The sequence below is a fragment of the Paenibacillus sp. WC2504 genome (assembly GCF_052682475.1).
This window is the reverse complement of the sequence record NZ_JBQZFH010000001.1, coordinates 1,187,968-1,210,724: the sequence shown is the minus strand read 5'-3', so window position 1 is coordinate 1,210,724 and position 22,757 is coordinate 1,187,968. Positions and strand designations below refer to the sequence as shown.

Below are 22,757 nucleotides of genomic sequence, written 5' to 3'. Positions count from 1 at the left end.
ACCTCCTAAAAGATTCTTTGTAAATGAGTTACAACCTTACCCTAACTGCTGACCGTTCCGTTCTTCCGTATTTGTCTCCGATCGTTCCTTGAAACCGTGTCCCCTGATTTGAATAAAACAAAAAGTCGGGACACGTTTTCAAATACAAACGCTACGCTTCTCCGACAAACACTGAGCCCTCCACTTGGCATTTCAGGGAAGGTTCTAAAAATTTACAGATTAATTTTTACTCGTCTACATAGTATTCACAGGGAGTGACTGGGAAATTCTCCGCAATCACTCCCTGTGGGATGAATAACTATATGATTCAATAAGGCATTACATTACTTTTTGATCCAGTGCATCATTTCGCGCAATTGAGCACCCGTAACTTCGATTGGGTGTTGAGCTTCGTTGCGGCGAGTTGCGTTCATGAACGCGAAGTTGGATTGGTTCTCCAAGATGAAGTCGCGAGCGAATTTACCTTGTTGGATGTCAGCAAGAACAGCTTTCATCTCTTTTTTCGTTTCAGCTGTGATGATGCGAGGTCCTGTTACGTAGTCACCATACTCCGCTGTGTTGGAGATGGAGCTGCGCATGGAGGAGATTCCGCCTTCATACATCATGTCAACGATCAATTTCAACTCGTGCAAGCACTCGAAGTAAGCCATCTCAGGTGCATAACCAGCTTCAACCAATGTTTCGAAACCTGCTTTAACCAGTTCAGATGCACCGCCACAAAGAACAGCTTGCTCACCGAACAGATCCGTTTCTGTTTCTTCACGGAAGGAAGTTTCGATAACTCCTGCGCGAGTACAGCCAATACCTTTCGCATAAGCAAGTCCGATTGCTTTTGCATTGCCTGTAGCGTCTTTCTCGATCGCGATCAGACCAGGAACGCCGAAGCCTTCAACATAAGTACGACGTACCATGTGACCTGGGGATTTAGGAGCAACCAAGAATACATCTGTACCTTCAGGAGCTACGATTTGACCAAAATGGATGTTGAAGCCGTGGGAGAACATCAAAGCTGCGCCTTTTTTCATGTTCGGTTGAATGGACTCACGGTATACGCGAGCTTGTGTTTCATCCGGCATCAAGATTTGAATGACATCAGCGCGTGCTGCTGCTTCTTCAACGGATACAACTTCGAAACCGTCATTTTTTGCTGCGTTCCAAGAACGGCCTTCACGAAGACCAATAATTACATTCAAACCACTGTCACGCAAGTTTTGCGCTTGTGCGTGCCCTTGGGAACCATAACCAACAACTGCAATCGTTTTGCCTTTAAGTACCGCTAAGTCTGCATCTTTTTCATAGTAAGTAGTAACTGCCATTTCGTATAAATCCTCCTTTGATATGATGAATCCGTAATGTCTACCCCTTGAGTGGGTGTTTCAACGATTAACCCTGAACAACTAGCCTTTTAAAGCGCTAAAGAGTCTATCGCTCAAAGCCCCACTCAAGGAGGCTTTCCCTACTTTTTCACATTGTTGACTATTCTTTATTTAACTGAACCCCGAATCATCGCCGTCGCTCCCGTACGGGAGAGCTCACGGATACCGTATGGACGAAGCAACTCTACCATAGCATCTATTTTATCTGAATCTCCGACAACTTGCACGATAATTGAAGATGGACCAATATCGACAACCGCGGCACGGAATGTTTCGACAATTCCGAGTATTTCAGGACGCATGATAGGTTCAGCATTTACTTTAATAAGTGCTAATTCTCTAGCGACCATCGGGTTGGAGCTGAGGTCGATGACTTTAATGACATCAATCAGCTTGTACAGCTGCTTGGAAATTTGCTCCAAAGTGCTGTCATCCCCTGTTGTTACAATAACCATCCGGGAAAGTCCGAGTTCTTCGGACTCCCCTACAGTAATACTTTCGATATTAAAGCCTCTGCGTCCGAACAAACCGGATACTCGCTGCAGAACACCAGGCTGATTGTTTACGAGTACGGAAACTGTATGTTTAGTTGTCGTCATCATTCCGAATCCCCCATTAACATGTCGCTAATTGTATCGCCCGCTTTAACCATCGGGAACACGTTCTCTCCTTTTGGTACGACGAAATCAATCAAGACCGGTCCAGGTGTATCAAGCGCTTCCTGCCAAGCTTTTCTTGCTTCTGCCTTCGTCGTGGCACGCAGGCCTTTCACGCCGTAAGCTTCAGCAAGCTTCACAAAATCAGGGCTGCCGGCCAAATCAATATGACTGTAGCGGTTGTCATAAATGATTTCCTGCCATTGACGAACCATGCCAAGTACTTGGTTATTCAAAATAACAATTTTCACCGGAATATTGTTAATTGCACAGATCGCAAGCTCTTGCGCGCACATTTGAACGCCGCCGTCGCCATTGATGGATACAACCAGTTTATCCGGGTTCCCCATTTGAGCACCAATCGCGGATGGGAATCCAAAGCCCATCGTACCAAGTCCACCGGACGTTACCAAGGAGCGAGGGTTTTTGAATTTGTAGAACTGAGCAGCCCACATCTGGTGCTGACCAACGTCAGTTGTAACAATCGCTTCACCGTTTGTCGTTTCGCTGATCATTTCAACCACGTATTGTGGTTTCAATTCTGTTTCCGTATCACCGTATTTGAGCGGGAATTTCTCTTTGTTCGCTTGAACTTCAGCAATCCAAGCTTCGCTTTTCGCAGGCTTCGCTTTAAGATTCGCTAAAGCAAGAACTGCTTTCACATCGCCAACACACGGGATATCCGTTTTCACGTTCTTGCCGATTTCCGCAGGATCCACATCGATATGTGCGATTGTTTTCACCTTCGGTGCAAAACCGTCCAAGTTCATTGTCACACGGTCATCGAATCTCGAACCGATGGAAATCAGGAGGTCCGCATTCTGAATGGCTGTGTTCGCCGTGTACGTTCCGTGCATCCCCGGCATTCCAAGCCATAGCTCGTGGGCACTTGGGAAACCGCTGAGTCCAAGAAGCGTAGTCGCTACCGGAATTTGCGTAGCATTCACGAACTCGATCAGCTCTTTGGAAGCGTCTGAGTAAACAACGCCGCCACCTGCGATGATCACTGGACGTTCAGCTTCTTCGATCGCTTTAAGTAATTTGTCAACTTGCAGCTTGTTAGGCTGAACAGTCGGGTTGTAGCCGCGGATATTTACTTCTGTTACCGGCTTAAATATCGTTTTATGAGCGGAGACATCCTTTGGTATGTCAATGAGAACCGGACCTTTACGACCTGAGTTCGCAATATGGAACGCTTCATGAATGATGCGCGGCAGATCTTCTACATCACGAACCAAGTAGCTGTGTTTCGTAATCGGCATCGTAATCCCCGTAATATCTGCCTCTTGGAAAGCATCCGTACCGATAAAGTTCGTTGCAACGTTCCCTGTAATAACAACGAGTGGAACAGAATCCATATAGGCGGTAGCTATCCCAGTGACGAGATTCGTAGCCCCCGGTCCTGATGTAGCGATACATACGCCAACCTTGCCTGTGGAACGTGCATATCCATCGGCAGCGTGAATGGCTCCTTGCTCATGTCTTGTCAGTAGGTGGTTAAAATCGGAAAAGCCATGCATCGCATCGTAGATGTACAGAACAGCGCCGCCCGGATATCCAAAGACGCAGTCCACACCCTCCAGCAATAAGCTTCTTAGCAAAATCTCAGATCCTGTGATCAGGTCCGGCTTCATCAGCTTGTCAATCAGTTCTTCTTTCGACCTCTTTGGTTCAGTTTGAACATTCATTGTGATCCTCCTCTCAAAAAATAAGTCCATGTTATACTTCGAGCTTTCTTAGACAATAAGAAAAACCCCTGTTCATCCCGTACACGCACGTAACGTGTTAAACGGGACGAAAGGGGTTTAAGCTTCCGTGGTACCACCCAAATTTGCTACATGCCTCACAGCATACAGCCTTAGCAGGTATGTTCGCATAGAACAATACCCTCAGCACGATAACGTGTGCTTTTCCGATTCTCCCTAGTGCTTACAGACAATGCCGTAAGTCTTCAGGAAAACAGCTCCGAGGTGACTTCGTACGTAAGGGATTAAGGCGATGGTTTCAGCAAGTCCAACGCTCTCTGCGCATAAGTGCCCTTATGACTTCTTCCTCTTCATAGCCGATTTATTCGTGAACACCATCCGTTAAGATGATATTAGAGATTATTATATGCATCCCCGGAGCATTAGTCAATAGCATATCGAATAAAACAAACGAAAGTGAGGGAATATACTACCAATTCAGGAAATGAGGGCTTCGCTGATGACATCTTCTCTGCAACCCGCTCTCCCTTTAGCAACCGATTTGCATACGAACATCTCGAGACTGAGAGAAGCGCTTGGCGATTCTCCAGACTTCATTACTCGCCTGCTCGATGTGCAGGTTACTCAGGATCACCTCTCCGTTGCTTTACTCTACATAGATGGGCTTGTCCAATCAGAATCTATCCATAAGCACCTTATAGAGCCCTTATTAAATGTTCAAGCAACTGAGCAGACAAGCGAGCAATATTGCGGAGTTCACGAAATCCTGCAGCAAACCATTTCCGTTGGCGAGATCTATGAAGCCAAATATGACAGTGAGCTGCTGAATGCCATTTTAGAGGGCAGCACGGTTATTTTGATTGATGGATTCGACGAAGCCTTTTTCGCCTGCACGAACGGCTGGGAGAAACGAGCGATCGAAGAACCCCAATCGCAAACCGTGATTCGGGGACCGAAGGAAAGCTTCACGGAGGATATTCGAACAAACTTGACTCTGCTCCGCAGAAAAATCAAGTCGGCTGATCTTCGCTTTGAGAGCATGAAGATTGGCCGTTACACCCGGACTGAGATCATCTTGGCCTATCTCGATGGCGTCTCCAATGAAAAAGTGCTGAATGAAGCACGCAGACGGCTTAAGCTTATTGATACGGACAGCATTCTGGAGAGTGCGTATATCGAGGAATTTATCGAGGATAAGGGTTATACGCCTTTTCCCACCATGTTAAACACAGAAAGACCTGACACTGCAGCAGCCGGTTTGCTTGAAGGACAAATCATCATTATGGTCGATGGTACTCCTTTCGCTTTAATGGCTCCCGTATCGTTCTTTAAGTTCCTGCAATCCAGTGAGGACTACTACCAACGATATGATATCGCATCCTTCGTGCGTCTGATCCGCTACGCATCTTTTTTCGTCTCCATGCTGCTCCCGTCTCTCTATATCGCGATTACCACGTTCCATCAGGAGATGCTGCCCACAACACTGCTCATCAGCCTCGCTGCGCAAAGGGAAGGCGTGCCTTTCCCCGCGCTTGTAGAAGCGTTCCTGATGGAGATCACATTCGAGGTGCTACGGGAAGCAGGGGTGAGGATGCCCCGCGTTGTCGGGCCCGCCATCTCCATTGTAGGCGCGCTTGTCCTCGGGCAAGCTGCCGTACAAGCCGGTCTCGTGTCTGCAGCGATGGTGATCGTCGTGTCATTTACAGCCATCTCCAATTTTGTCACGCCCGCGATTAACTTGGCTGTAGCAGCAAGGCTGATCCGCTTCATGCTTATGCTGCTTGCCGGTCTACTCGGATTGTTTGGGATTTTATTCGGCTGTATGTTCATTCTTATTCACATGTGTTCAATTAAATCGTTCGGACTTCCTTATATGGCACCAATTTCTCCGTTTATTCCATCCAATGTGAAAGATATCTTCATTCGTCTTCCATGGTGGAAGTTAATCACGAGGCCGTTGGTACTGACCAAGAACGTTTATAGACAGCGTCCAACAGCAAAAAATCCAAAGAAAAAATAACTGCGCACGGAGGAGACTGGATGCATGCGAACCAAGCGCCGAGTGGTGTTGACAAGCCTGATCTCTTTCGTTATTTGCTGCTTATGCACGAGCTGTTGGGACCGGACTGAACTAAATAAGATCGCCATCACCGCAGCAACCGCCGTCGATTGGGAGAATGATCACTGGAAGGTCTCTTATCAAGTCGTCATCCCTCAGTCCATTTCCAGCACAGGTGGAATGGCGATTCAGCAGGCTCCTGTACTGGTGTTCTCAACGAACGGAGATTCCATCCAATCTGCCGTTCAAAGAGCCAGTTTAGAGATGCCTCGTACGATGTTCTTCGCTCATAACCGAGTCGTGGTCATTGGCGAAAGTGCAGCTCGGAAAGGCATTTCTCCCATCATCGACGTTTATTTAAGAAGCGCGAATTCCAGGGAAACCGTAAGCTTGCTCGTGAGCAGAGACGAAGGACGAAAAATCCTGGAGCAAATTTTACCGCTTGAAAAAATTCCAGGCGCAGCGTTAAGAAACATGGTGCTTAACGAGGACAAAACCGATGGCAACCTTAAACAAGTCATGCTTTATCAGCTCGCGATGAGGATGGCTAGCGATTCCGGCTACTCCACCATCCCTGAAGTGTTTATCTCAGGCAAGGGTATCGAATCGACCTCGATTGAAAATTTAAAGAGCACCAATTTCGATACCAAGCTCAAAATGGGGCGCATTGGCGTTTTTCAAAAAGATAAGCTCGTCGGCTGGATGACTGGACATGAAGGTTACGGACTCAGCTGGCTTAAAGGAGAGATCAATCAGTCCACCTTATTTTTCGGGTGCTCGGAGAAAAGTGAGAAATCTCGCTCCGCCATACGTATTACCAAGGCTTCAACCAAACTGACCCCCGTGAATATCCAAGGCAAGTGGATCATCCAAGCTGCGGTAAAAGCTAGCGGACAACTGCTTGAAAATGGGTGTGTGATTGATGCCTCAAAGCCGGAAGGCAGTCGTGAGATGGAGAAGCTCATCGGAGAAACAATCTCGGAGCTTATGTCGACTTCCTTACGTAAAGCCCAAAGCATGAAAGCAGATGTTCTTGGATTTGCAGGTCTTATCCATCGAAAGGATCCGAAAGCGTGGGAGAAGTTAAAGCCAGACTGGGAAGAATATTTTGCCCAAATCCAGATGGAGTCATCTTTCCAAATCGACATTGAGAACATCGGCATGAACAGCAAGTCCGTTAAGCAGCTTATTGAGATCGACAATCGCTAATGGCACTCGGAAGAAGAAGGAGTCTAACCGCATGGAACGAATCAGCAACTACCAAATTGCCGTTATGATTATTCTTTTCCAAATCGGCAGCACGCCTTTATTTGCCATTGGCAGTAAAGCGAAACAGGATTCATGGGTTGCTATGATCGTCGCGGCAATCATTGGCTTAATCCTGCTGCGAATGTTCCTCTATATCCAAAGCATCGCGCCGGATCAGTCTCTCATCTTCTTAATGCGGATGTGCTTCGGCAAAATAGCAGGCGGCATGCTAAGCTGCTGCTTTCTTATTTACTTTGCTTATGAATCCATGAGAAACGTGCGCGACTTCGGCGAAATCACAAGCGTCACCCTGCTCACGCGAACACCCAAATTTGTCGTCATGCTGCTCGTCATCCTGCTGGCCGCCTATACGATAATTATGGGCATTGAAACCTTTTGCCGCGTTGCCGAAAGTTTAATATTGCCGATAGTTTTTAGCTATAGCATCCTTTGTCTCCTCATTTTTGGTTCCAAATTAGTCAAGCTTGAGCGTATACAACCCATTATGGAAAAGGGCTTCAAGCCAATCCTAACGGCGGCTTTTCCCGACCTGGTCTCTTTCCCCTTTGGCCAAATGGTCGTGTTTCTGATGTTTTGGCACCTTATGGCAGACAGCAATAAAGTGAAACGCATCAGCATTTTCACCTATCTTGGAGTAGCGGTATTTCTCGTTGGGATGAATATGATAAATGTGTTGGTGCTTGGCCCTTCCTTAATTGGCAACAGCACCTTGCCCTTTTTGCAGACCGTGCAGTTAATTCAGGTTGGCGATATTTTTGAACGGCTGGACGTCTTCGTGACCCTGCTGCTTTTTCTCGGCTTATTCGTGAAACTCACAGCGTTCTTTTGGGCGGCCTCTTATGGGGTTTCCCAGCTCACAGGCTGCAGAGCCAAGGTTTCTATCTGCATAGTCGGCTCTGTCATATTCGCCTCTTCCTTTCTTGAACCTAACTACACCTATCACATCTGGTTAGGTCTTGCCGTGAGCGTTAAGCTGTTCCCCATCTTTCAAATTCTGCTCCCTCTCGCTATGTTCATCGCCATTTTATTCCGCAAGCTCAAGAAAAATCCACCTTCAGAGGACACCCCAGCCCCCCGCGAGAATGCGTGTTAAAATAAAAAAAGCTTGCCCCCTTGCGGGGACAAGCTTCCTGTACGCGAAGCCAAGCTTACGCGTTTACTTTTGCTTTTGCAGCTGTTGCCAAATCGTTGAACGCTTTAGCATCATTTACAGCCAAATCAGCCAAGATTTTGCGGTTGATGTCGATACCAGCCAATTTCAGGCCGTGCATCAATTTGCTGTAGCTCAAGCCGTTTTGACGAGCGCCTGCATTGATACGAGTGATCCACAGTCTGCGGAAATTACGTTTCGTTTGGCGACGGTCACGGTAAGCATACACTAAAGATTTCATTACTTGCTCTTTAGCTGTTTTAAATAAACGGTGTTTGGAACCGAAATAACCTTTTGCCAATTTCAAAATTTTCTTACGACGATGAGCGCGAATAAATCCGCCCTTGACTCTTGCCATTGTTAACTACCTCCTGGGATGTATAAATAATGTTCGAATGCTAAAGAATTAACCTTTGATTAGTGTCAGTTGTTGTTGCAAACGACGTACATCGCCAGGAGCCATTACTGGGTTCGTGGACAAAACGCGTTTTTGCTTGGATGATTTACCGGAAAGCAAGTGGTTCTTACCTTGTTTGTATCTCATCACTTTGCCTGTGCCAGTAATTTTGAAACGGCCTTTCAGGCTGCTGTGTGTTTTCATTTTCGGCATGGTGTGTTGTTCCTCCTAATTTAGTATACCGCCTAGGTTGTTGCCTTTGGCGTTAAGATCATGATCATGCTTCTTCCCTCAAGCTTAGGAGCGCGCTCCTGTGAGGAAATGTCGGCTGTTTCAGTAGCCAGACGTTCAAGCACTCTGCGACCAATCTCCGAGTGCGCTATTTCGCGCCCGCGGAACCTGACGCTGGCTTTCACTTTATCGCCATCGCCAAGGAACTTAATCGCATTGCGAAGCTTCGTTTGGAAGTCATGCTCATCAATTGTCGCGCTTAAGCGAATCTCTTTGATATCCACGATCTTCTGGTTCTTACGAGCTTCTTTCTCTTTCTTCTGTGTTTCGTAACGGAATTTACCGTAATCCATAATGCGGCATACCGGCGGCTTCGCCGTTGGTGCCACATTTACCAAATCCAGGTTCGCGTCTTGTGCGATTTGAAGAGCTTCGCGAATCGGCGTAATGCCAAGTTGTTCTCCGTCCGCCCCAATCAGGCGTACTTCCTTCACACGAATCTCATCATTAATCATATGGTCTTTGCTAATAGTGTTCCACCTCCAGAAAGTATGTACCTCTATCCAATATAAAAAAGATGTGGGCACGGTAACGGCCCACATCTTCATCAATAACAGGTTTAAGCAACCTATTGAGCATTCATGATGATTCATTCAAACCAGCCAACAGCGTAGTTGGTCAGGTGAGAAGCGGGCGCTTCTGCTTTTACTTGAAGTATAATATCATCTCGGTGAAGAAAAGTCAACTGACTTGTTTACTTTTCATTTCATCCAGGCGAATGACGCGTGTATGCTCCGTGTGGCTCCATTGCTTGTTGTTTTGCGTAAAGAACGCAAAGAACGTAATCGGCCACCAAGAGACCATAAACACAGGATATAAGATTAAATATTTATACACTTGGCGCGGCGCCTTCTCAATCATCATAGAGATTGGCAGCAGCACGAAAATGGCAAAACTCACAGAGTTAAAGAAAACCGGATTGATATCAGCAAGCATCGGTGTTTCGGACCAGCCCGGCGTTATGGATTTGATCCACAGCAGCACGGTGATAATCGCTCCGAAGAAGAAGTTATATACGTTAGCGGAGTAAATAGCCGCGTCAATCTTCGTCCAACTGCCTTCTTTGATACCTTGCCACAATAGCGGGAAGAAGTAACGCTTGGCCACGTCAAAGTGTCCTTGCATCCAGCGCAGACGCTGTTTGGCAGATGCTCTGAACGTAAGCGGCTTCTCATCGTAAACGAACGCTTCGTAATTGTAAGTCGGTCTAATTCCCATTTTGATACAACGCATCGAGAACTCCAAATCCTCAACCAGGCTGGTAGCTCCCCATCCAATCTGCTTTAACAGCTTGGACTCAAAACACATGCCCGTACCGCCTAAATAGTTGGCAAGGCCCAAGTTCGTGCGGGGCATCTGCCAGAAACGGTTTGCAAAATAATACGAAATTGCGTAGGAGCCAGTAACCCAAGAATCGTTCGGGTTCTTGCTATCTAAATAAGCCTGAATAACTCTGGAGCCGGAACAAAGATCATTGTTCATGTGAATCAGGTAGTCCGGGCTGGCGAGATTGTCGGCATCGAACATGACCACCGCGTCATACTGGCGTTCGCGCTTCCAAAGCTCCTTCAGCATCCATTCAATCGCATAACCTTTGCCTCGTAGATTCGGGTTGTGACGCTCCATGGCATAAACGCCATGACTGCGCGTAATTGCAGCCGTGTTATCCGTACAGTTATCACAAATCACGAAGATGTCATAGAGCTCTTTGGGGTAATCCAAAGACTTCAGATTCTCGATCAATGCGCCAACGACTTGCTCCTCGTTATGAGCTGCAACCAGGACAGCAAACGATTTTTGCGGCGCAAATTTCTGTTTGTTTCTTGGACGGTACCATCCGAAGAATGTTAAAAAAAACTGATACGCACCGACGAGCGCCAAGCCAATCTGAAACGTAAGCACAATCTTGTCAAGCATGAAGCAAAGTCCCCCTTTTTGTTTATGCACACAAGCTATCTTTTTATACGCATAGTGCGCAATTATGTACAGGTGAATTAACCGTTCTTGATTTTCCTCTCTTTCCCCCTATTTGTCAAAGTCTACAAAAACCGAAAAATAGCCAGTTCTCAGAGATTTAAGGGGAACGGACACATACTTTGCCGTATGTGCTTGAAATCAGATCGTTAAAGTCCTGTTTTCAACGTTTTTCATTTTATTGTGTACAAAAAGTTCACCATTTAGACCAACCAGCAACCCCTCATGTGTTTCGGGTTTATTATAATTCACCCGAGCTTCCCCTGACAACTTTTGCCGGGTTCAATCAAGCAACGGTTCCTGTGAGCTTTTCAGAGGTATCCTTCATAACATTCGCTGGGTTTCCACGCAGAGAGTCCGTCATCGGAAAAACTCATTCACAAGCACCATAACGCCCGACTTACAGCATAACGGACTTCGCAACGTCGATGCCATACGACCTAAGCACTGACTTTCTTTCGGGCATTTTCAGCCTGAACCGCGCAACGTCGACATCAAATCCAATAAATCCCAATTTGAAAGGGGTTACAAAACAATCGTTCTAGGCCCAATGGAACGGGATAGCACTTCGACATTTAGGGTAAAATAAAAGGAATACTCTACCATTATTTCCATCATTACTTCTTTTTACCCGACCTTAAAAGTGTAAACGTATATTTCTAAAAATTTATTACTGCGTTAATCTCCTTTTAATAAATGATCTATATAATTTGAAATAACAGATATCTCAAGTTTCGAAGGAGGCTACTACTCATGAGCAGAGTCGTGAACTGGCTTCAGCATCATGAAACACGCATGTTCCACTTTGTGAATCAACGTATTCAGCACTTCTTCCTCGATCATTTCTTTTCTAGAATTACGCATTTAGGAGGAGCTACGGCGACGATCGTGATTTCACTTTGCTGTGCTTTATTTGGGCAAGGAGCACTGCAAACCGCTGGTATTCAAGCTCTAATCGCCTTAACCATCAGCCATATACCAGTTGCTATCATTAAAAAGAAATATCCGCGGCTCCGCCCTTATCTCGTACATCCTCAAACGATTACGTATAAAAATCCATTAACGGATCATTCTTTTCCGTCCGGACATACAACCGCTATTTTCTCGATCATCATTCCGTTTATAGCAGCCATGCCTATCCTGGGAATCATTCTTTTGCCGCTTGCATTTATCGTTGGTCTATCACGTATCTATCTTGGGCTGCATTATCCTTCCGATTGTTTCGTCGGCAGTTTGATCGGTACGGCAGCAGCACTAACAACTGTAGCTCTATGGGGGTAAAATGAATGGATGCTGGGCAGGGTAAAAAGCGGGTTCTCATCCTCTCCGAAGGTTTCGGAGCAGGTCATACGCAAGCAGCTTATGCGCTCGCAGTAAGCTTAGAAAAGCGATGCACAACGATTGAAACACGTGTATTAGAACTGGGGTCTTTCCTGCATCCGACTATTGCGCCATGGATTATCCAGGCTTACAAAAAGACGCTGACCACAAATCCCAAACTTTATGGTCGATTATACCGCTCTCAGTACAAGAAATCGTTAAATCCGTTGACGCAATTAGCACTGCACCGCATTTTCTACGCACAGACCGCGGAGATTATCCAGAACTGGGCTCCCCAAGCAATCGTCTGCACGCACCCTTTTCCCAGCGTCGTCGTGTCTCGGCTCAAACGAGCCGGCCTTGCCATTCCGCTGTGCACCGTCATTACGGATTATGACGTACACGGAACATGGGTCAGTCGTGAAGTGAATAAGTATATGGTCTCGACAGAGGATGTCAAAAATAAGCTGCTTGGTCGGGGAATCCCCGCGGCTCAGGTCGAAATTACAGGGATCCCTGTCCACCCAAGTTTCCGTGTAGCGCACGATAAAGCCATCATCCGACAGCAGTTCCAATTAGCCGCGATGCCAACAGTACTCGTCATGGGCGGCGGTTGGGGTCTAATAGGGGGCGATTCGCTCAGCGAGCATCTCGTTGCCTGGAGAGACCGCGTGCAGTTCATCTTTTGCCTAGGAAATAACGCCAAAATATTAGCGAAACTCTCCGCGGACGAACGGTATCAGCACCCGAACATCCGCCTGCTCGGATTTACGCCAGACATTGACAAATTAATGGAAGTTTCGGACTTGTTGGTTACCAAGCCAGGTGGAATGACCTGTTCAGAAGGTCTTGCTAAGTCCATTCCGATGCTGTTCTACGATCCGATCCCGGGACAAGAGGAAGAGAATGTGCACTACTTTACCGAAAAAGGATTCGGTGAACCTATCCGGTCCGCCGATACGATCTCGAACTGGTTGTCGATGCTCGTCAGCCGCTATACGGATGTCCAGGCCAGACGCGTATGGAATTACCGTCAACGAATGAACACGCCTTCAGCGGATTGTTCAGAGGTTATTCTGCAAGTGATGGGCTAACCTATCATTAAATGTACAAAGAGGCTGCCCCTAAAGTCATCAAATGACGAAGGGGAGCCTCTTTTTTGGTTTTTTATGGCGAGATAACGATGAGTTTATTCAGCTTTCGCCTTGTTCAATTGATCGAGATGAGCGGCCAGCACGTCCTGACCAATCACCACTTCACAACGATGGATGTTCATACCCTTTGTGGCGAATTTGGTTTCGTATTCCGTCATGACATGATCCGGGTGGAACCCCTCAGCATGTAGGTTCAAAGAAATATTGCGCATTCTTAAACCCATATCGGCAAAAGAATTCAACGAGAATTCAAATAGTGACTGCGAATCTGTTTTCAAATGAATCTCGCCGTTTGCGTTCAAAATTTGCTGATATTTAGCCACAAAACCTGGATGTGTCAGACGTCTCCGGGCATGCTTTTTCTTCGGCCACGGGTCACTGAAGTTCAAATACACCCGCTCCAGTTCACCTTCAGCAAAAGCTTCTTCAATATGTTCGATATTGAACAGCATCAGCTTCAAATTCGGGATGTTATTCACTGATTCTGATTCTTCCTCGGTATTAATCTCATGAGCGATCTTCGCTTTCTCACTCGCTTTGCGGATCAGCTCATCATACATATCGACGCCAATGAAATTAATATCGGGGTATTTCTTGCTCATTTCACTGATGAAACGCCCTTTCCCCATCCCAAGCTCAGCATGAATAGGGTTATTATTGCCAAATAACTCCGCCCATTTGCCCTTATAATCTTTGGCATTAAGAACAACGAGTTCTTTCTGGCGTTCAATATCTTCTCGAATTCCTTTTCTTCCCCGTAACCGCATCTATTATTTGCCTCCTACACGTACAAGCTATCGAATACAAATCATAGACCATTCTTGGGAAAAAATCAAAGGGAATTGAACTTCTTCACAGTAAGTAAGTTCAACAGACAAGGTGTCTCTCGATAAAGTAGTTTCGGTTTAAAGAGATAGCTTTATGAATGGCAGATCATGAGAATAACATAAAAAAGCTTATTCAGACTCATGCCAGATTCCGTTAGCAGCGTTCTATGTTGTATTTTTTACAATCATTTAGCTGTAATTGGGCCTTAGCCCGCCCTTATGTTGTACTTCATACAACGATATAAGCACTAAACTGCTTATATCTCACCTTTTCGCAACAAATCGATGTATTTTGTGCAACGAAAGACAACATTCGCCGTCAAATCAAGCATTTTTGTTGTATATAATGCAATGTAGCCCTGGCCCTATTATGGGTAAACTTCGCCTACACAACAAAAACGCCCTCCATCAGGAAGGCGTCCATTGTTCATTCGTTATTTGTAACTCTCATCTCTGTTTCTATTGCCACCTCTTAATCCTGCTAACCCTATTAACCCTATCAATCCAAGCCATCCCCAGTTCATGCTCTTGTCAGATGACGTGGTCGCATAAGCGCGATAAGATGACGTATCATAATTGCCGCGATTCGTTCCTGTTGTGCTTGTTGTGCTCATCCGGTCCATGAGATTATTGCCATAGCCATTGATTTGACCTAACACGCCAGTACCCGTGCTTTTTCCCGTATACGTGTTAGTCGTTGTTCCGTCTGGTCTGTACAAGCCATCATATCTGTGTGGATTAGTAGTTGGAGCCACAGCATTTGGACTTGTAATTGGAGTTGTAACTCCGTTGTACGTATTCGTGTTGGTCATCGTCCCCGTTCCGTTCAACAAGCCTGTTCCGACGCTAGTCCCCGTCGTAGCGTCATAAGTACTGCCCGAATAGCCCGATGTTGTCGTAGTCCCCGTCCCCATAGTCCCTGAAGTACCCGTATGAGCGTTCATTGTCGGTGTACTCATGTTAGCGTGCGCCCCAACTGCCCCAAAGCTCAATGCTGTCGTTAAAGCTACCGCCAATGTCACTGTACGAAACTTTTTCACTTTTTCATTTCCCCTCTCGGCATATGATCGTCATGCAAAGTTATCATGCTCCGATAAGCCCTCTTTTAAATGGGAAGTTGGTGGAAAGGCAGGGGTCGCTTTCATGTTTATTTTTCGCTACAATAGGGTGGAAGGAAAGGAGTTCTAATCTGATGTCTACAATCATACAAGAATCGCCTCAGCTCTGGGGGGATAAACGTTTCCATACATGGAATTATGAAATGCGCGAAGCGTTCGGCGGCAAAGTGTTTAAAGTCATGCTCGACGCAGGCTTCACTTGTCCGAATCGCGACGGCAATATTGCAACCGGCGGCTGCACGTTTTGCAGTGCCCGAGGCTCCGGCGATTTCGCCGGAAGCCGCCGCGACGATCTCGTTACGCAGTTTAACAAGATCAGAGATCTCCAACATCAAAAGTGGCCGGATGCCCAATATATCGGTTACTTCCAAGCTTATACGAATACGTATGCACCTGTGGAGCAACTGCGCGAGTATTATGAAGTCATTTTACAGCAGCCAGGCGTAGTAGGCTTATCCATTGCAACGCGGCCCGACTGCTTGCCGGATGATGTCATTGAATACTTGGCCGAGCTGAACCAGCGAACCTATCTTTGGGTCGAAATGGGCTTGCAGACCGTTCATGAATCAACGTCCCAGCTGATCAACCGCGCACATGACACTCAGTGTTATTTGGATGCTGTGGCTAAACTCAGGAAGCATAATATCCGCACGTGTGCGCACATTATTTACGGATTGCCTGGGGAAACCCATGACATGATGCTGGACACCGGCAGAGCAGTCGCTCAAATGGATGTGCAAGGCATCAAAATCCATTTGCTTCATTTAATGCGTAAAACACCTATGGTGAAACAATATGAAGCCGGACTGCTCCAATTTCTTGAAAAAGACGAGTATGTGAAGCTCATTGTCGATACACTCGAGTTTCTGCCACCGGAAATGATCGTTCATCGGCTAACCGGAGATGCTCCTCGCGATTTGCTGATAGGGCCAATGTGGAGCCTTAAGAAGTGGGAAGTGCTAAATAGCTTCGATAAACTATTAGCAGAAAGAAATACATGGCAAGGCAAGTATTGGAAAGGCAAGTCCAACAAATAAATAGCGGCTGGGATCAAACCCATTTCGATTTTGAACCGTTTCCTATTATATAGTGAGAGCTTATATGAAGGAGATGGGTGCGATGAAGAAAAGGGTTGGAGCAGCTTTTGTTGGGTTCATGCTAATCCTGTCAGGATGCGGAGCGGCGCCCGAAACAGCGGCGCCGGTTTCTGTATCGCCGTCACCGTCCGTGACGGCAAGTGCCACGCCTGCCTCCGCGGCGCAGGCGGCGACACCAACAGCCGCCGCCACGCCAGCGGCTGCATCAACAACGCCGGCCACGCCAGTGCCGGCGGCAAGCAGCACGCAGCAGCCTAGCGCAGCGGCTGCGACACCTAGCGCAGCGGCTGCGACACCTAGCGCAGCGGCAGCAACCGCTGTGCCGCCAGTGGCGTCGGCTACGGCGAAGCCGACGCCGGTGTCAACACCAACGCCTGCGCCTGCAAGCGAGGCGCCTCCGCCATCCCCGAAGCCGCAGGCTACGGCGGATGCCGGTGTTACAAGCGCAGCGCAGGCTGAAGCGCTGTTCAAGAACAACTGCATGGCCTGCCACGGGGCTGGCCTTGAAGGAGACTTCGGGCCGAACCTGACGAAGGTCGGTTCGCGTAAAACCAAAGATGAGATTGTGCAGCAAATCATCAAGGGCAGTGGCGATATGCCACCTTTCCAGAAAGCCTTAAAGGCTGAAGAGATCGAAACGCTGGCCTCATGGCTGGCAGCCAAAAAATAACTGTCGCTCACCAGCACAACAGCATGGAGGCTTTCTTCATATGGGTTTTGTTTCTGTTTTAGGTTATGCTCATCAACTAATCGGCCAGCATGTTCAACCAGGCGATACCGCCATTGACGCGACACTCGGCAACGGCGTTGACACCGTCTTCCTTGCGAAGCTGGTGGGACGCCGCGGCCGCGTGTACGGCTTTGACATCCAGCAGCAAGCGCTGGATCAAACGAAGATGCGTCTGGAGAAAGAACTTCCGGACGCATCTTCTTCTGTGCACATGAGCTTATGCAGCCATGCGCTCATGGAGACGGCTGTGCCGGAGGACCGCCACGGCAAGGTGGCCGCGGTCACCTTCAACCTCGGCTACCTCCCTGGCGCCGATCCGGCAACGATCACGAAGCAGGAATCGACGCTTCCTGCTTTGGAAGCCGCGCTCCGCCTGCTTCGCAAAGGCGGCATTGTAACCATCGTGCTCTATAGCGGGCACGACGGCGGATCCGAAGAAGCTGCAGCCGTCGAAGCTTGGGCACAGCAGCTGCCGCTTGCAGCTTATCAGGTGCTTCGCTACCAATTTATGAATACTAGTGCGCATGCCCCCTATCTCTTGGCTCTAGAAAAAAGATAGACCCATGGTATAATGCTAGGAGAGTAGTAGGTTTACTCCTTTACTACCTATTAAATACATAGAGAGAAAGTAGGGATAGCAGTGAAATCATACCCGCTTCAATTTCAACCTGAAATGAAAGAACGCGTCTGGGGAGGCAGAGCCCTGGAGAAGTTTGGATTTCAGCTGCCGGAAGGCGCAATTGGCGAAGGCTGGATGATCGGCGATCACCCGAACGGAACAACGAAAGTTATTAACGGAGAGCTCGAAGGTCTTGGGTTGGACGAAATCCGCCAAAAATACGGTAAAACGTTATTCGGCACTAAAGGCTTTTCCGAAAAAAACGGACGTTTTCCACTCCTGATTAAACTTTTGGATTGTGAAGACGATCTGTCCGTTCAAGTTCACCCCAATGATCACTACGAACATTTGGCCGCGGGAGAGTTAGGCAAAACCGAAATGTGGTACATCCTAGACGCCAAACCCGGCGCCAAAATTATATATGGCATGAAGGAAGGCGTTACACGTGAAAGTTTAGCGCAAGCCATTAGCGAGAATCGTATTTTGGACTGCCTGCAGGAAGTTCCTGTAGAAGCCGGCGATTCCTTCTACATCCCTGCCGGTACTGTTCATGCGCTTGGCGCTGGCGTATTGGTGGCGGAGATTCAGCAAAACTCCGATACGACTTACCGTCTGTATGACTACAACCGTCCGGGACTGGATGGCAAACCGCGCGATCTTCATATTGAAGATTCACTGAACGTCATTGCTTATGAAGGTTCAGGCTCCACGCGCATGAAAACAAACCTGAGCGAAACCGGCACATGGTTAACGTTAGCCAAGTCTCCATTTTTCATCGTGGAAAAAGGTTTGGTAGGACCTAAGTGGGAGCTTAGCACATCACCTGAAAGCTTCGTGATTCTCGTCATTGCTGACGGAAATGGCACGCTTCAATGGGAAGATGGCACCATTTCCACCAAGCCAGGCGACTGCTTCCTGCTTCCGGCTGACCTGGGCAGCTATGCGTTAGAAGGAAACATGACGGTAATTCGCAGCTACTTGCCTTAATACCCATCAAGCAACAGCCAGCCGTAAATGGCATACAAAAAGCGCTCCAACCGACATCCAATCGATGTGGTGGAGCGCTTTTTATTTAGGAATACCGTCTATTCTTCCGACAGGGAGCTTTCTTTTAAAATAACGTCGTGTGCGCCGCCCTCTACTAAGCTGGTTGCCGAAACAAGCGCAATTCTCGCTTTGCTTTTCAGCTCATCCAAAGTAAGTGATCCGCAGTTGCACATGGTGGATTTAATTTTGCCAAGAGTTTTATCCAAGTTCTCTTGGAGGCTACCCGCATAAGGGACATAGGAATCCACGCCCTCTTCGAATAAAAGCTTGCTTTTGCCGCCTGTGTCATAACGCTGCCAGTTGCGGGCACGATTGGAGCCTTCGCCCCAATACTCTTTCACGAAGTTGTTGCCTACCTTCAGCTTTCTGGTTGGACTTTCATCGAAACGGGCGAAATATCTGCCAAGCATCACGAAATCAGCGCCCATAGCTAAGGCTAGTGTAACGTGGTAGTCATGCACAATACCACCATCGGAACAGATCGGAATGTACGTCCCTGTTTCTCTGAAATACTCGTCTCTGGCTTCGACGACTTCCATGATGGCGGAAGCTTGACCGCGGCCAATCCCTTTTTGTTCCCGTGTGATACAAATCGAACCGCCACCGATTCCTACTTTCACGAAATCTGCACCAGACTCCACGAGGTAGAGGAAGCCCTCACGGTCGACAACGTTGCCGGCCCCGATTTTCACATTGAAATTTTCTTTCACGTACTGAACCGTTTCACGCTGATATTCACTGTAGCCATCAGAGGAATCGATGACCAGAATGTCTACTCCCGCCTCAACGAGAGCAGGAACTCTTTCTTTATAATCCTTGGTATTGATTCCCGCACCAACAATATAACTTTTGTTAGCATCAAGAAGTTCCATCGGATTTTCTTTGTGCTCATCATAATCTTTGCGGAAAACAAGCGTTTCAAGCTTCAATTGCTCATCGACAATCGGCAAGCAGTTCAGCTTGTGATCCCAAATTAAATTGTTCGCTTCCGATAAAGTAATTCCCGATTTTCCGTAAATCAGCTTATCAAAAGGCGTCATGAACTCACGAATCGGACGATCCAGCGGGTCACGGCTTTTGCGGTAATCACGACCTGTTACAATACCCAGCAGCAAGCCGTTCGCTGTACCGTCGTCCGTAATCGCTACTGTGGAATGGCCCGTCTCTTCTTTCAATGCCAGCACATCGCTTAATGTATGATCGGGCGTCAAGTTAGAGCGGCTTACGACGAAGCCAGCCTTATACCCTTTCACTTTCCGTACCATCTGTGCTTCCTCTTCGATCGACTGCGAGCCAAAAATAAATGAAATCCCGCCACAACGCGCCAAAGCAATCGCCATTCCATGATCGGATACGGCTTGCATGACAGCAGATGAAAACGGGATATTGAGCGAGATTGCAGGCTCCTCGCCTTTATTGAACTTGACAAGCGGTGTTTTGAGCTTAACATTCGCCGGTGTACAAGCCTTTGTTGTCAGGTTAGGAATTAACAGAAACTCGCTGAATGTGCGGGATGGTTCCAAGTAATACGTAGCCACTTTACAATTTCCTCCTCATCGATCCATAGGTAAATTTTTTCAATCGTATCATTGAACCTCACCTGTGGTCAATGGTTTTTTCAGGAAAACGTATATTTACCCCTTCCAGATCTGCGTTTCAGCCTCACCATTCATATATTCCATGTACGAAGGCGTGATGTCGAGGACGACGTAGTTGGGATCCTGCGGACCGTCAAACCACTTTGCCATCTCGTCTGTCCACAGCTTTTCACGCAGCGTATTATCCTTGCTTATCGTCGCTGTCCCTTGAATCTGCAAAATGTCAGAGGACTTCCTCCCATCATATCCGACCAGGATATGGACATTGGGATTGTCCTTCACCTCGTCCACTTTATCCGTCTTCCGATTCGTAGTTAGATACAGGGTCAGCCCTTCATGATGCAGCGCCATATAACGGACTTTCGGCTTCGTTCCTTCAACCGTGGCAAACGAACAAATTTTATTAGCGTCGAGAACTTGTTCAATCTGCTCTTCCAGTTTATTCTTTGTCTCGTTCATTCAGCAAAACTCCTTTCAGATCAGGTGCTAGTTTAGCAAGCAGCTTATGGGTCAACTCCCCTAGATTACCCTGAAAAGGCCTATTTTTATGCGAAAAAAAGCCCCTTCCCATCATCATGACGACGGGCGTGGGGCTTTTTTCTAGACAGTCGCCGTCTGGTGCAACGGCATACTGTAGCAGCTAGCCGGGAGCTGGGCATCCGGCGGGAAGTGTACGATAAGCAGCTCCTGACTGGAGCTGTCGATCTCACCCGTTTGCAGATAAGTCTGCAAAGCGAAAGGCAGTACCTCAAGCATCGCATGCTTGTGGAGATCTTTTTCATTGATGCGCAGCAGATGGAAATCGCCGCTTGCAAGCTCCGGCTGCTCGGCCAGAAGCTTGAGGTAAGCGTTCTGCTCGGATTTCTCCAATGTGAAATCCCACCAGATTTTACGTGGCTTATACTTATGCCCCAGGAAATAATCCAGCTTCATGAGACCTTCGATTACAGGCATGTTCTTCGCTTCGCGTTGAAGGAGGAACTCGCGCAGGCGGGTAAATAGATCCTCGAGCTGATGCCCGATTTTCTGCCAGCCTCGGCCTTCCCAGAAGTCTCCGAACTCTTGGAAGAAATCGAAGGCCGACGCAAATTCATGAGCAATCAAATATTTGACCGTATGGTCCATGCGGTGTGCATTCCAATATTTCTCGAGCACGTCCTCTACCCGCTTGATGCGAATTAGATCCGTGAACGGGAGGATGTCATTGCCCAGAATTTCATACGGAGCATGATCCATATACACGTAGCCATATTTATGCGCGTCTTTGCGCATCCCGGTGCCGCGCAACATTTTGAGGAACCCAAGCTGCAGCTCTTCCGGTCCTAGCTCAAAAACATCATTAAACGTCTTACGGAACGATTGGTAGTCCTCTTCAGGAAGACCAGCGATCAGATCGAGATGTTGATCGATTTTGAAACTGTTTTTCACTTTGGAGACGGTTCGGCTCAGTTTCATGAAGTTTTGTCTGCGCTGCACCAGCTCATTCGTGGTATCATTGGTCGACTGTACGCCGATTTCAAAACGGAACGTGCCCGGTGGCGCATTTTCAGCCAAATAATCGAGAACCTCCGGCCGCATGATATCCGCCGTAATCTCGAATTGGAACACGACGCCGCGGTGATTGGCAATCAGAAATTCGAAAATTTCCATCGCGTAGTCCCGTTTGATATTAAACGTCCGGTCAACGAATTTAATCAGCTTCGCACCTGAATCGATTAAGTACAGAAGATCCGACTTCGTCCGTTCCATATCAAAGTAACGCACACCCACTTCAATACTGGAAAGACAGAATTGGCAAGAGAACGGGCAGCCGCGGCTCGTTTCGAAATAGACGACGCGGTTCGCTAAACTCGGCAAATCTTCTTTGAACCGATGCGGTGACGGGATGTCATCGAGTTTGAGCTTCGGTCTGCCCGGCATGAGCACGACTTCTTCGCCTTTGCGGTACGCAAGCCCGTACACGAAGTGATATTTGCGCGTCGTCGAAATTTCCGTCAGCAATTGGTGGAAGGTCTCTTCGCCTTCGCCCATAACGATGAAATCCACCTCTGGAATGCGCTCCATCCAGTAGTCCGTATCGTAAGATACTTCAGGGCCGCCGAGCACGATGAGGATTTCGGGCCTGATTTTCTTAATCATTTTAATAATATGAATCGTCTCTTCAATGTTCCAAATGTAACAGGAAAAGCCCAGCACGTCCGGCGCCTTCTGGTACAGGTCGGAGACAACGTTCATCACTGGGTCCTTGATCGTATATTCGGTAATTTCAACATCAAAATCCTTCTCGCAGAACGCTTTCAAATAGCGCAGCGCCAAGGATGTATGAATGAATTTGGCATTCAGCGTCGTTACTAGTACTTTCATTGTAA

21 protein-coding genes and 1 other annotated feature are annotated in these 22,757 nt (G+C 47.5%); of the genes, 9 read left to right on the top strand and 12 right to left on the bottom strand.

The window, feature by feature from the left end; translation table 11 throughout:
- Positions 1 to 323: 323 nt before the first annotated feature.
- The 3 genes from ilvC to ilvB form a co-directional block, all read right to left on the bottom strand.
- A complete protein-coding gene (ilvC, locus tag ACUN27_RS05510) occupies positions 324 to 1,316 on the bottom strand; it encodes a ketol-acid reductoisomerase (RefSeq protein ID WP_127455524.1) in 993 nt (330 codons plus the stop codon).
- A gap of 167 nt (positions 1,317 to 1,483) precedes the next feature.
- Entirely contained in the window at positions 1,484 to 1,975 is a 492-nt protein-coding gene (gene ilvN / locus ACUN27_RS05505; RefSeq protein WP_127455556.1) for an acetolactate synthase small subunit, read from the bottom strand.
- On the bottom strand, positions 1,975 to 3,720 hold the full coding sequence (ilvB, locus tag ACUN27_RS05500) for a biosynthetic-type acetolactate synthase large subunit (protein WP_315953940.1): 1,746 nt from the start codon (positions 3,718 to 3,720) through the stop codon (positions 1,975 to 1,977). The genes ilvN and ilvB overlap by 1 nt, the downstream gene beginning before the upstream one ends.
- A gap of 517 nt (positions 3,721 to 4,237) precedes the next feature.
- Between ilvB and ACUN27_RS05495 the strand changes: the two genes are divergently transcribed.
- Genes ACUN27_RS05495 through ACUN27_RS05485 form a run of 3 tightly spaced genes read left to right on the top strand, consistent with a single transcriptional unit; the run spans position 4,238 to position 8,159 of the window.
- Positions 4,238 to 5,758 carry a spore germination protein gene (locus ACUN27_RS05495; RefSeq protein WP_315953939.1) on the top strand — a complete coding sequence of 507 codons (1,521 nt, stop codon included), beginning with the start codon at positions 4,238 to 4,240 and terminating at the stop codon, positions 5,756 to 5,758.
- 24 nt (positions 5,759 to 5,782) lie between these two features.
- The gene (locus tag ACUN27_RS05490) at positions 5,783 to 7,006 is read left to right on the top strand and encodes a Ger(x)C family spore germination protein (RefSeq protein ID WP_315953938.1); all 1,224 of its coding nucleotides are present in this window, start codon (positions 5,783 to 5,785) and stop codon (positions 7,004 to 7,006) included.
- Positions 7,007 to 7,037: 31 nt separating this feature from the next.
- Positions 7,038 to 8,159, top strand: coding sequence for a GerAB/ArcD/ProY family transporter (locus tag ACUN27_RS05485; protein WP_445558529.1), 1,122 nt, complete (start codon positions 7,038 to 7,040; stop codon positions 8,157 to 8,159).
- A gap of 55 nt (positions 8,160 to 8,214) precedes the next feature.
- Here the strand turns inward: ACUN27_RS05485 and rplT are convergent, their stop codons facing one another.
- From rplT to ACUN27_RS05465, 4 genes are all read right to left on the bottom strand, one after another.
- Positions 8,215 to 8,574: a 50S ribosomal protein L20 gene (gene rplT, locus ACUN27_RS05480; RefSeq protein ID WP_127455519.1), complete on the bottom strand. Its 360-nt coding sequence runs from the start codon at positions 8,572 to 8,574 to the stop codon at positions 8,215 to 8,217.
- Positions 8,575 to 8,622: 48 nt separating this feature from the next.
- Positions 8,623 to 8,826 carry a 50S ribosomal protein L35 gene (gene rpmI, locus ACUN27_RS05475; protein WP_145658092.1) on the bottom strand — a complete coding sequence of 68 codons (204 nt, stop codon included), beginning with the start codon at positions 8,824 to 8,826 and terminating at the stop codon, positions 8,623 to 8,625.
- Between the two features lie 32 nt (positions 8,827 to 8,858).
- Positions 8,859 to 9,359 carry a translation initiation factor IF-3 gene (gene infC / locus ACUN27_RS05470; protein ID WP_127455517.1) on the bottom strand — a complete coding sequence of 167 codons (501 nt, stop codon included), beginning with the start codon at positions 9,357 to 9,359 and terminating at the stop codon, positions 8,859 to 8,861.
- Positions 9,360 to 9,409: 50 nt separating this feature from the next.
- Positions 9,410 to 9,555 (bottom strand) — a sequence feature (ribosomal protein L20 leader region).
- A 30-nt stretch (positions 9,556 to 9,585) separates the two neighbouring features.
- Complete coding sequence (locus ACUN27_RS05465) at positions 9,586 to 10,821, bottom strand: glycosyltransferase family 2 protein (RefSeq protein ID WP_127455516.1); 1,236 nt, start codon at positions 10,819 to 10,821, stop codon at positions 9,586 to 9,588.
- Between the two features lie 810 nt (positions 10,822 to 11,631).
- Between ACUN27_RS05465 and ACUN27_RS05460 the strand changes: the two genes are divergently transcribed.
- Together ACUN27_RS05460 and ACUN27_RS05455 are read left to right on the top strand one after the other, a co-directional pair.
- Positions 11,632 to 12,159 (top strand): phosphatase PAP2 family protein, encoded by a 528-nt coding sequence (locus tag ACUN27_RS05460; RefSeq protein WP_315953936.1) that lies wholly within the window; start codon positions 11,632 to 11,634, stop codon positions 12,157 to 12,159.
- Between the two features lie 5 nt (positions 12,160 to 12,164).
- Positions 12,165 to 13,292 (top strand): MGDG synthase family glycosyltransferase, encoded by a 1,128-nt coding sequence (locus tag ACUN27_RS05455; protein ID WP_315953935.1) that lies wholly within the window; start codon positions 12,165 to 12,167, stop codon positions 13,290 to 13,292.
- Between the two features lie 95 nt (positions 13,293 to 13,387).
- Here the strand turns inward: ACUN27_RS05455 and trmB are convergent, their stop codons facing one another.
- Both trmB and ACUN27_RS05445 read right to left on the bottom strand, forming a co-directional pair.
- Entirely contained in the window at positions 13,388 to 14,119 is a 732-nt protein-coding gene (trmB, locus tag ACUN27_RS05450; RefSeq protein WP_326059314.1) for a tRNA (guanosine(46)-N7)-methyltransferase TrmB, read from the bottom strand.
- 494 nt (positions 14,120 to 14,613) lie between these two features.
- Complete coding sequence (locus ACUN27_RS05445) at positions 14,614 to 15,219, bottom strand: WGxxGxxG-CTERM domain-containing protein (RefSeq protein WP_315953933.1); 606 nt, start codon at positions 15,217 to 15,219, stop codon at positions 14,614 to 14,616.
- Between the two features lie 152 nt (positions 15,220 to 15,371).
- Between ACUN27_RS05445 and ACUN27_RS05440 the strand changes: the two genes are divergently transcribed.
- The 4 genes from ACUN27_RS05440 (at position 15,372) to ACUN27_RS05425 (ending at position 18,730) form a co-directional block, all read left to right on the top strand.
- Positions 15,372 to 16,334 (top strand): TIGR01212 family radical SAM protein, encoded by a 963-nt coding sequence (locus tag ACUN27_RS05440; protein ID WP_315953932.1) that lies wholly within the window; start codon positions 15,372 to 15,374, stop codon positions 16,332 to 16,334.
- A gap of 82 nt (positions 16,335 to 16,416) precedes the next feature.
- The gene (locus tag ACUN27_RS05435) at positions 16,417 to 17,064 is read left to right on the top strand and encodes a c-type cytochrome (protein WP_445558528.1); all 648 of its coding nucleotides are present in this window, start codon (positions 16,417 to 16,419) and stop codon (positions 17,062 to 17,064) included.
- Positions 17,065 to 17,104: 40 nt separating this feature from the next.
- Positions 17,105 to 17,683 carry a class I SAM-dependent methyltransferase gene (locus ACUN27_RS05430; RefSeq protein WP_445558527.1) on the top strand — a complete coding sequence of 193 codons (579 nt, stop codon included), beginning with the start codon at positions 17,105 to 17,107 and terminating at the stop codon, positions 17,681 to 17,683.
- A gap of 81 nt (positions 17,684 to 17,764) precedes the next feature.
- Entirely contained in the window at positions 17,765 to 18,730 is a 966-nt protein-coding gene (locus ACUN27_RS05425) for a type I phosphomannose isomerase catalytic subunit (protein WP_315953929.1), read from the top strand.
- Between the two features lie 98 nt (positions 18,731 to 18,828).
- Here ACUN27_RS05425 and ACUN27_RS05420 read toward each other — a convergent pair whose 3' ends face one another.
- From ACUN27_RS05420 to ACUN27_RS05410, 3 genes are all read right to left on the bottom strand, one after another.
- Positions 18,829 to 20,328 carry an IMP dehydrogenase gene (locus ACUN27_RS05420; protein ID WP_315953928.1) on the bottom strand — a complete coding sequence of 500 codons (1,500 nt, stop codon included), beginning with the start codon at positions 20,326 to 20,328 and terminating at the stop codon, positions 18,829 to 18,831.
- Positions 20,329 to 20,424: 96 nt separating this feature from the next.
- Entirely contained in the window at positions 20,425 to 20,847 is a 423-nt protein-coding gene (locus ACUN27_RS05415) for a pyridoxamine 5'-phosphate oxidase family protein (RefSeq protein WP_315953927.1), read from the bottom strand.
- A 141-nt stretch (positions 20,848 to 20,988) separates the two neighbouring features.
- Complete coding sequence (locus ACUN27_RS05410) at positions 20,989 to 22,752, bottom strand: B12-binding domain-containing radical SAM protein (protein WP_315953926.1); 1,764 nt, start codon at positions 22,750 to 22,752, stop codon at positions 20,989 to 20,991.
- Between the last annotated feature and the right edge of the window lie 5 nt (positions 22,753 to 22,757).

What these genes read in the sequence shown, in the direction of transcription:
- ACUN27_RS05495 (WP_315953939.1), top strand. Translation starts at nt 4,238, where the DNA reads ATGACATCTTCTCTGCAACCCGCTCTCCCTTTAGCAACCGATTTGCAT.
- ACUN27_RS05410 (WP_315953926.1), bottom strand. Translation starts at nt 22,752, where the DNA reads ATGAAAGTACTAGTAACGACGCTGAATGCCAAATTCATTCATACATCC.
- ACUN27_RS05485 (WP_445558529.1), top strand. Translation starts at nt 7,038, where the DNA reads ATGGAACGAATCAGCAACTACCAAATTGCCGTTATGATTATTCTTTTC.
- ACUN27_RS05435 (WP_445558528.1), top strand. Translation starts at nt 16,417, where the DNA reads ATGAAGAAAAGGGTTGGAGCAGCTTTTGTTGGGTTCATGCTAATCCTG.
- ACUN27_RS05415 (WP_315953927.1), bottom strand. Translation starts at nt 20,847, where the DNA reads ATGAACGAGACAAAGAATAAACTGGAAGAGCAGATTGAACAAGTTCTC.
- rpmI (WP_145658092.1), bottom strand. Translation starts at nt 8,826, where the DNA reads ATGCCGAAAATGAAAACACACAGCAGCCTGAAAGGCCGTTTCAAAATT.
- ACUN27_RS05440 (WP_315953932.1), top strand. Translation starts at nt 15,372, where the DNA reads ATGTCTACAATCATACAAGAATCGCCTCAGCTCTGGGGGGATAAACGT.
- ACUN27_RS05460 (WP_315953936.1), top strand. Translation starts at nt 11,632, where the DNA reads ATGAGCAGAGTCGTGAACTGGCTTCAGCATCATGAAACACGCATGTTC.
- ilvN (WP_127455556.1), bottom strand. Translation starts at nt 1,975, where the DNA reads ATGACGACAACTAAACATACAGTTTCCGTACTCGTAAACAATCAGCCT.
- infC (WP_127455517.1), bottom strand. Translation starts at nt 9,359, where the DNA reads ATGATTAATGATGAGATTCGTGTGAAGGAAGTACGCCTGATTGGGGCG.
- ACUN27_RS05490 (WP_315953938.1), top strand. Translation starts at nt 5,783, where the DNA reads ATGCGAACCAAGCGCCGAGTGGTGTTGACAAGCCTGATCTCTTTCGTT.
- trmB (WP_326059314.1), bottom strand. Translation starts at nt 14,119, where the DNA reads ATGCGGTTACGGGGAAGAAAAGGAATTCGAGAAGATATTGAACGCCAG.
- ACUN27_RS05455 (WP_315953935.1), top strand. Translation starts at nt 12,165, where the DNA reads ATGGATGCTGGGCAGGGTAAAAAGCGGGTTCTCATCCTCTCCGAAGGT.
- ACUN27_RS05430 (WP_445558527.1), top strand. Translation starts at nt 17,105, where the DNA reads ATGGGTTTTGTTTCTGTTTTAGGTTATGCTCATCAACTAATCGGCCAG.
- ACUN27_RS05465 (WP_127455516.1), bottom strand. Translation starts at nt 10,821, where the DNA reads ATGCTTGACAAGATTGTGCTTACGTTTCAGATTGGCTTGGCGCTCGTC.
- rplT (WP_127455519.1), bottom strand. Translation starts at nt 8,574, where the DNA reads ATGGCAAGAGTCAAGGGCGGATTTATTCGCGCTCATCGTCGTAAGAAA.
- ilvB (WP_315953940.1), bottom strand. Translation starts at nt 3,720, where the DNA reads ATGAATGTTCAAACTGAACCAAAGAGGTCGAAAGAAGAACTGATTGAC.
- ilvC (WP_127455524.1), bottom strand. Translation starts at nt 1,316, where the DNA reads ATGGCAGTTACTACTTACTATGAAAAAGATGCAGACTTAGCGGTACTT.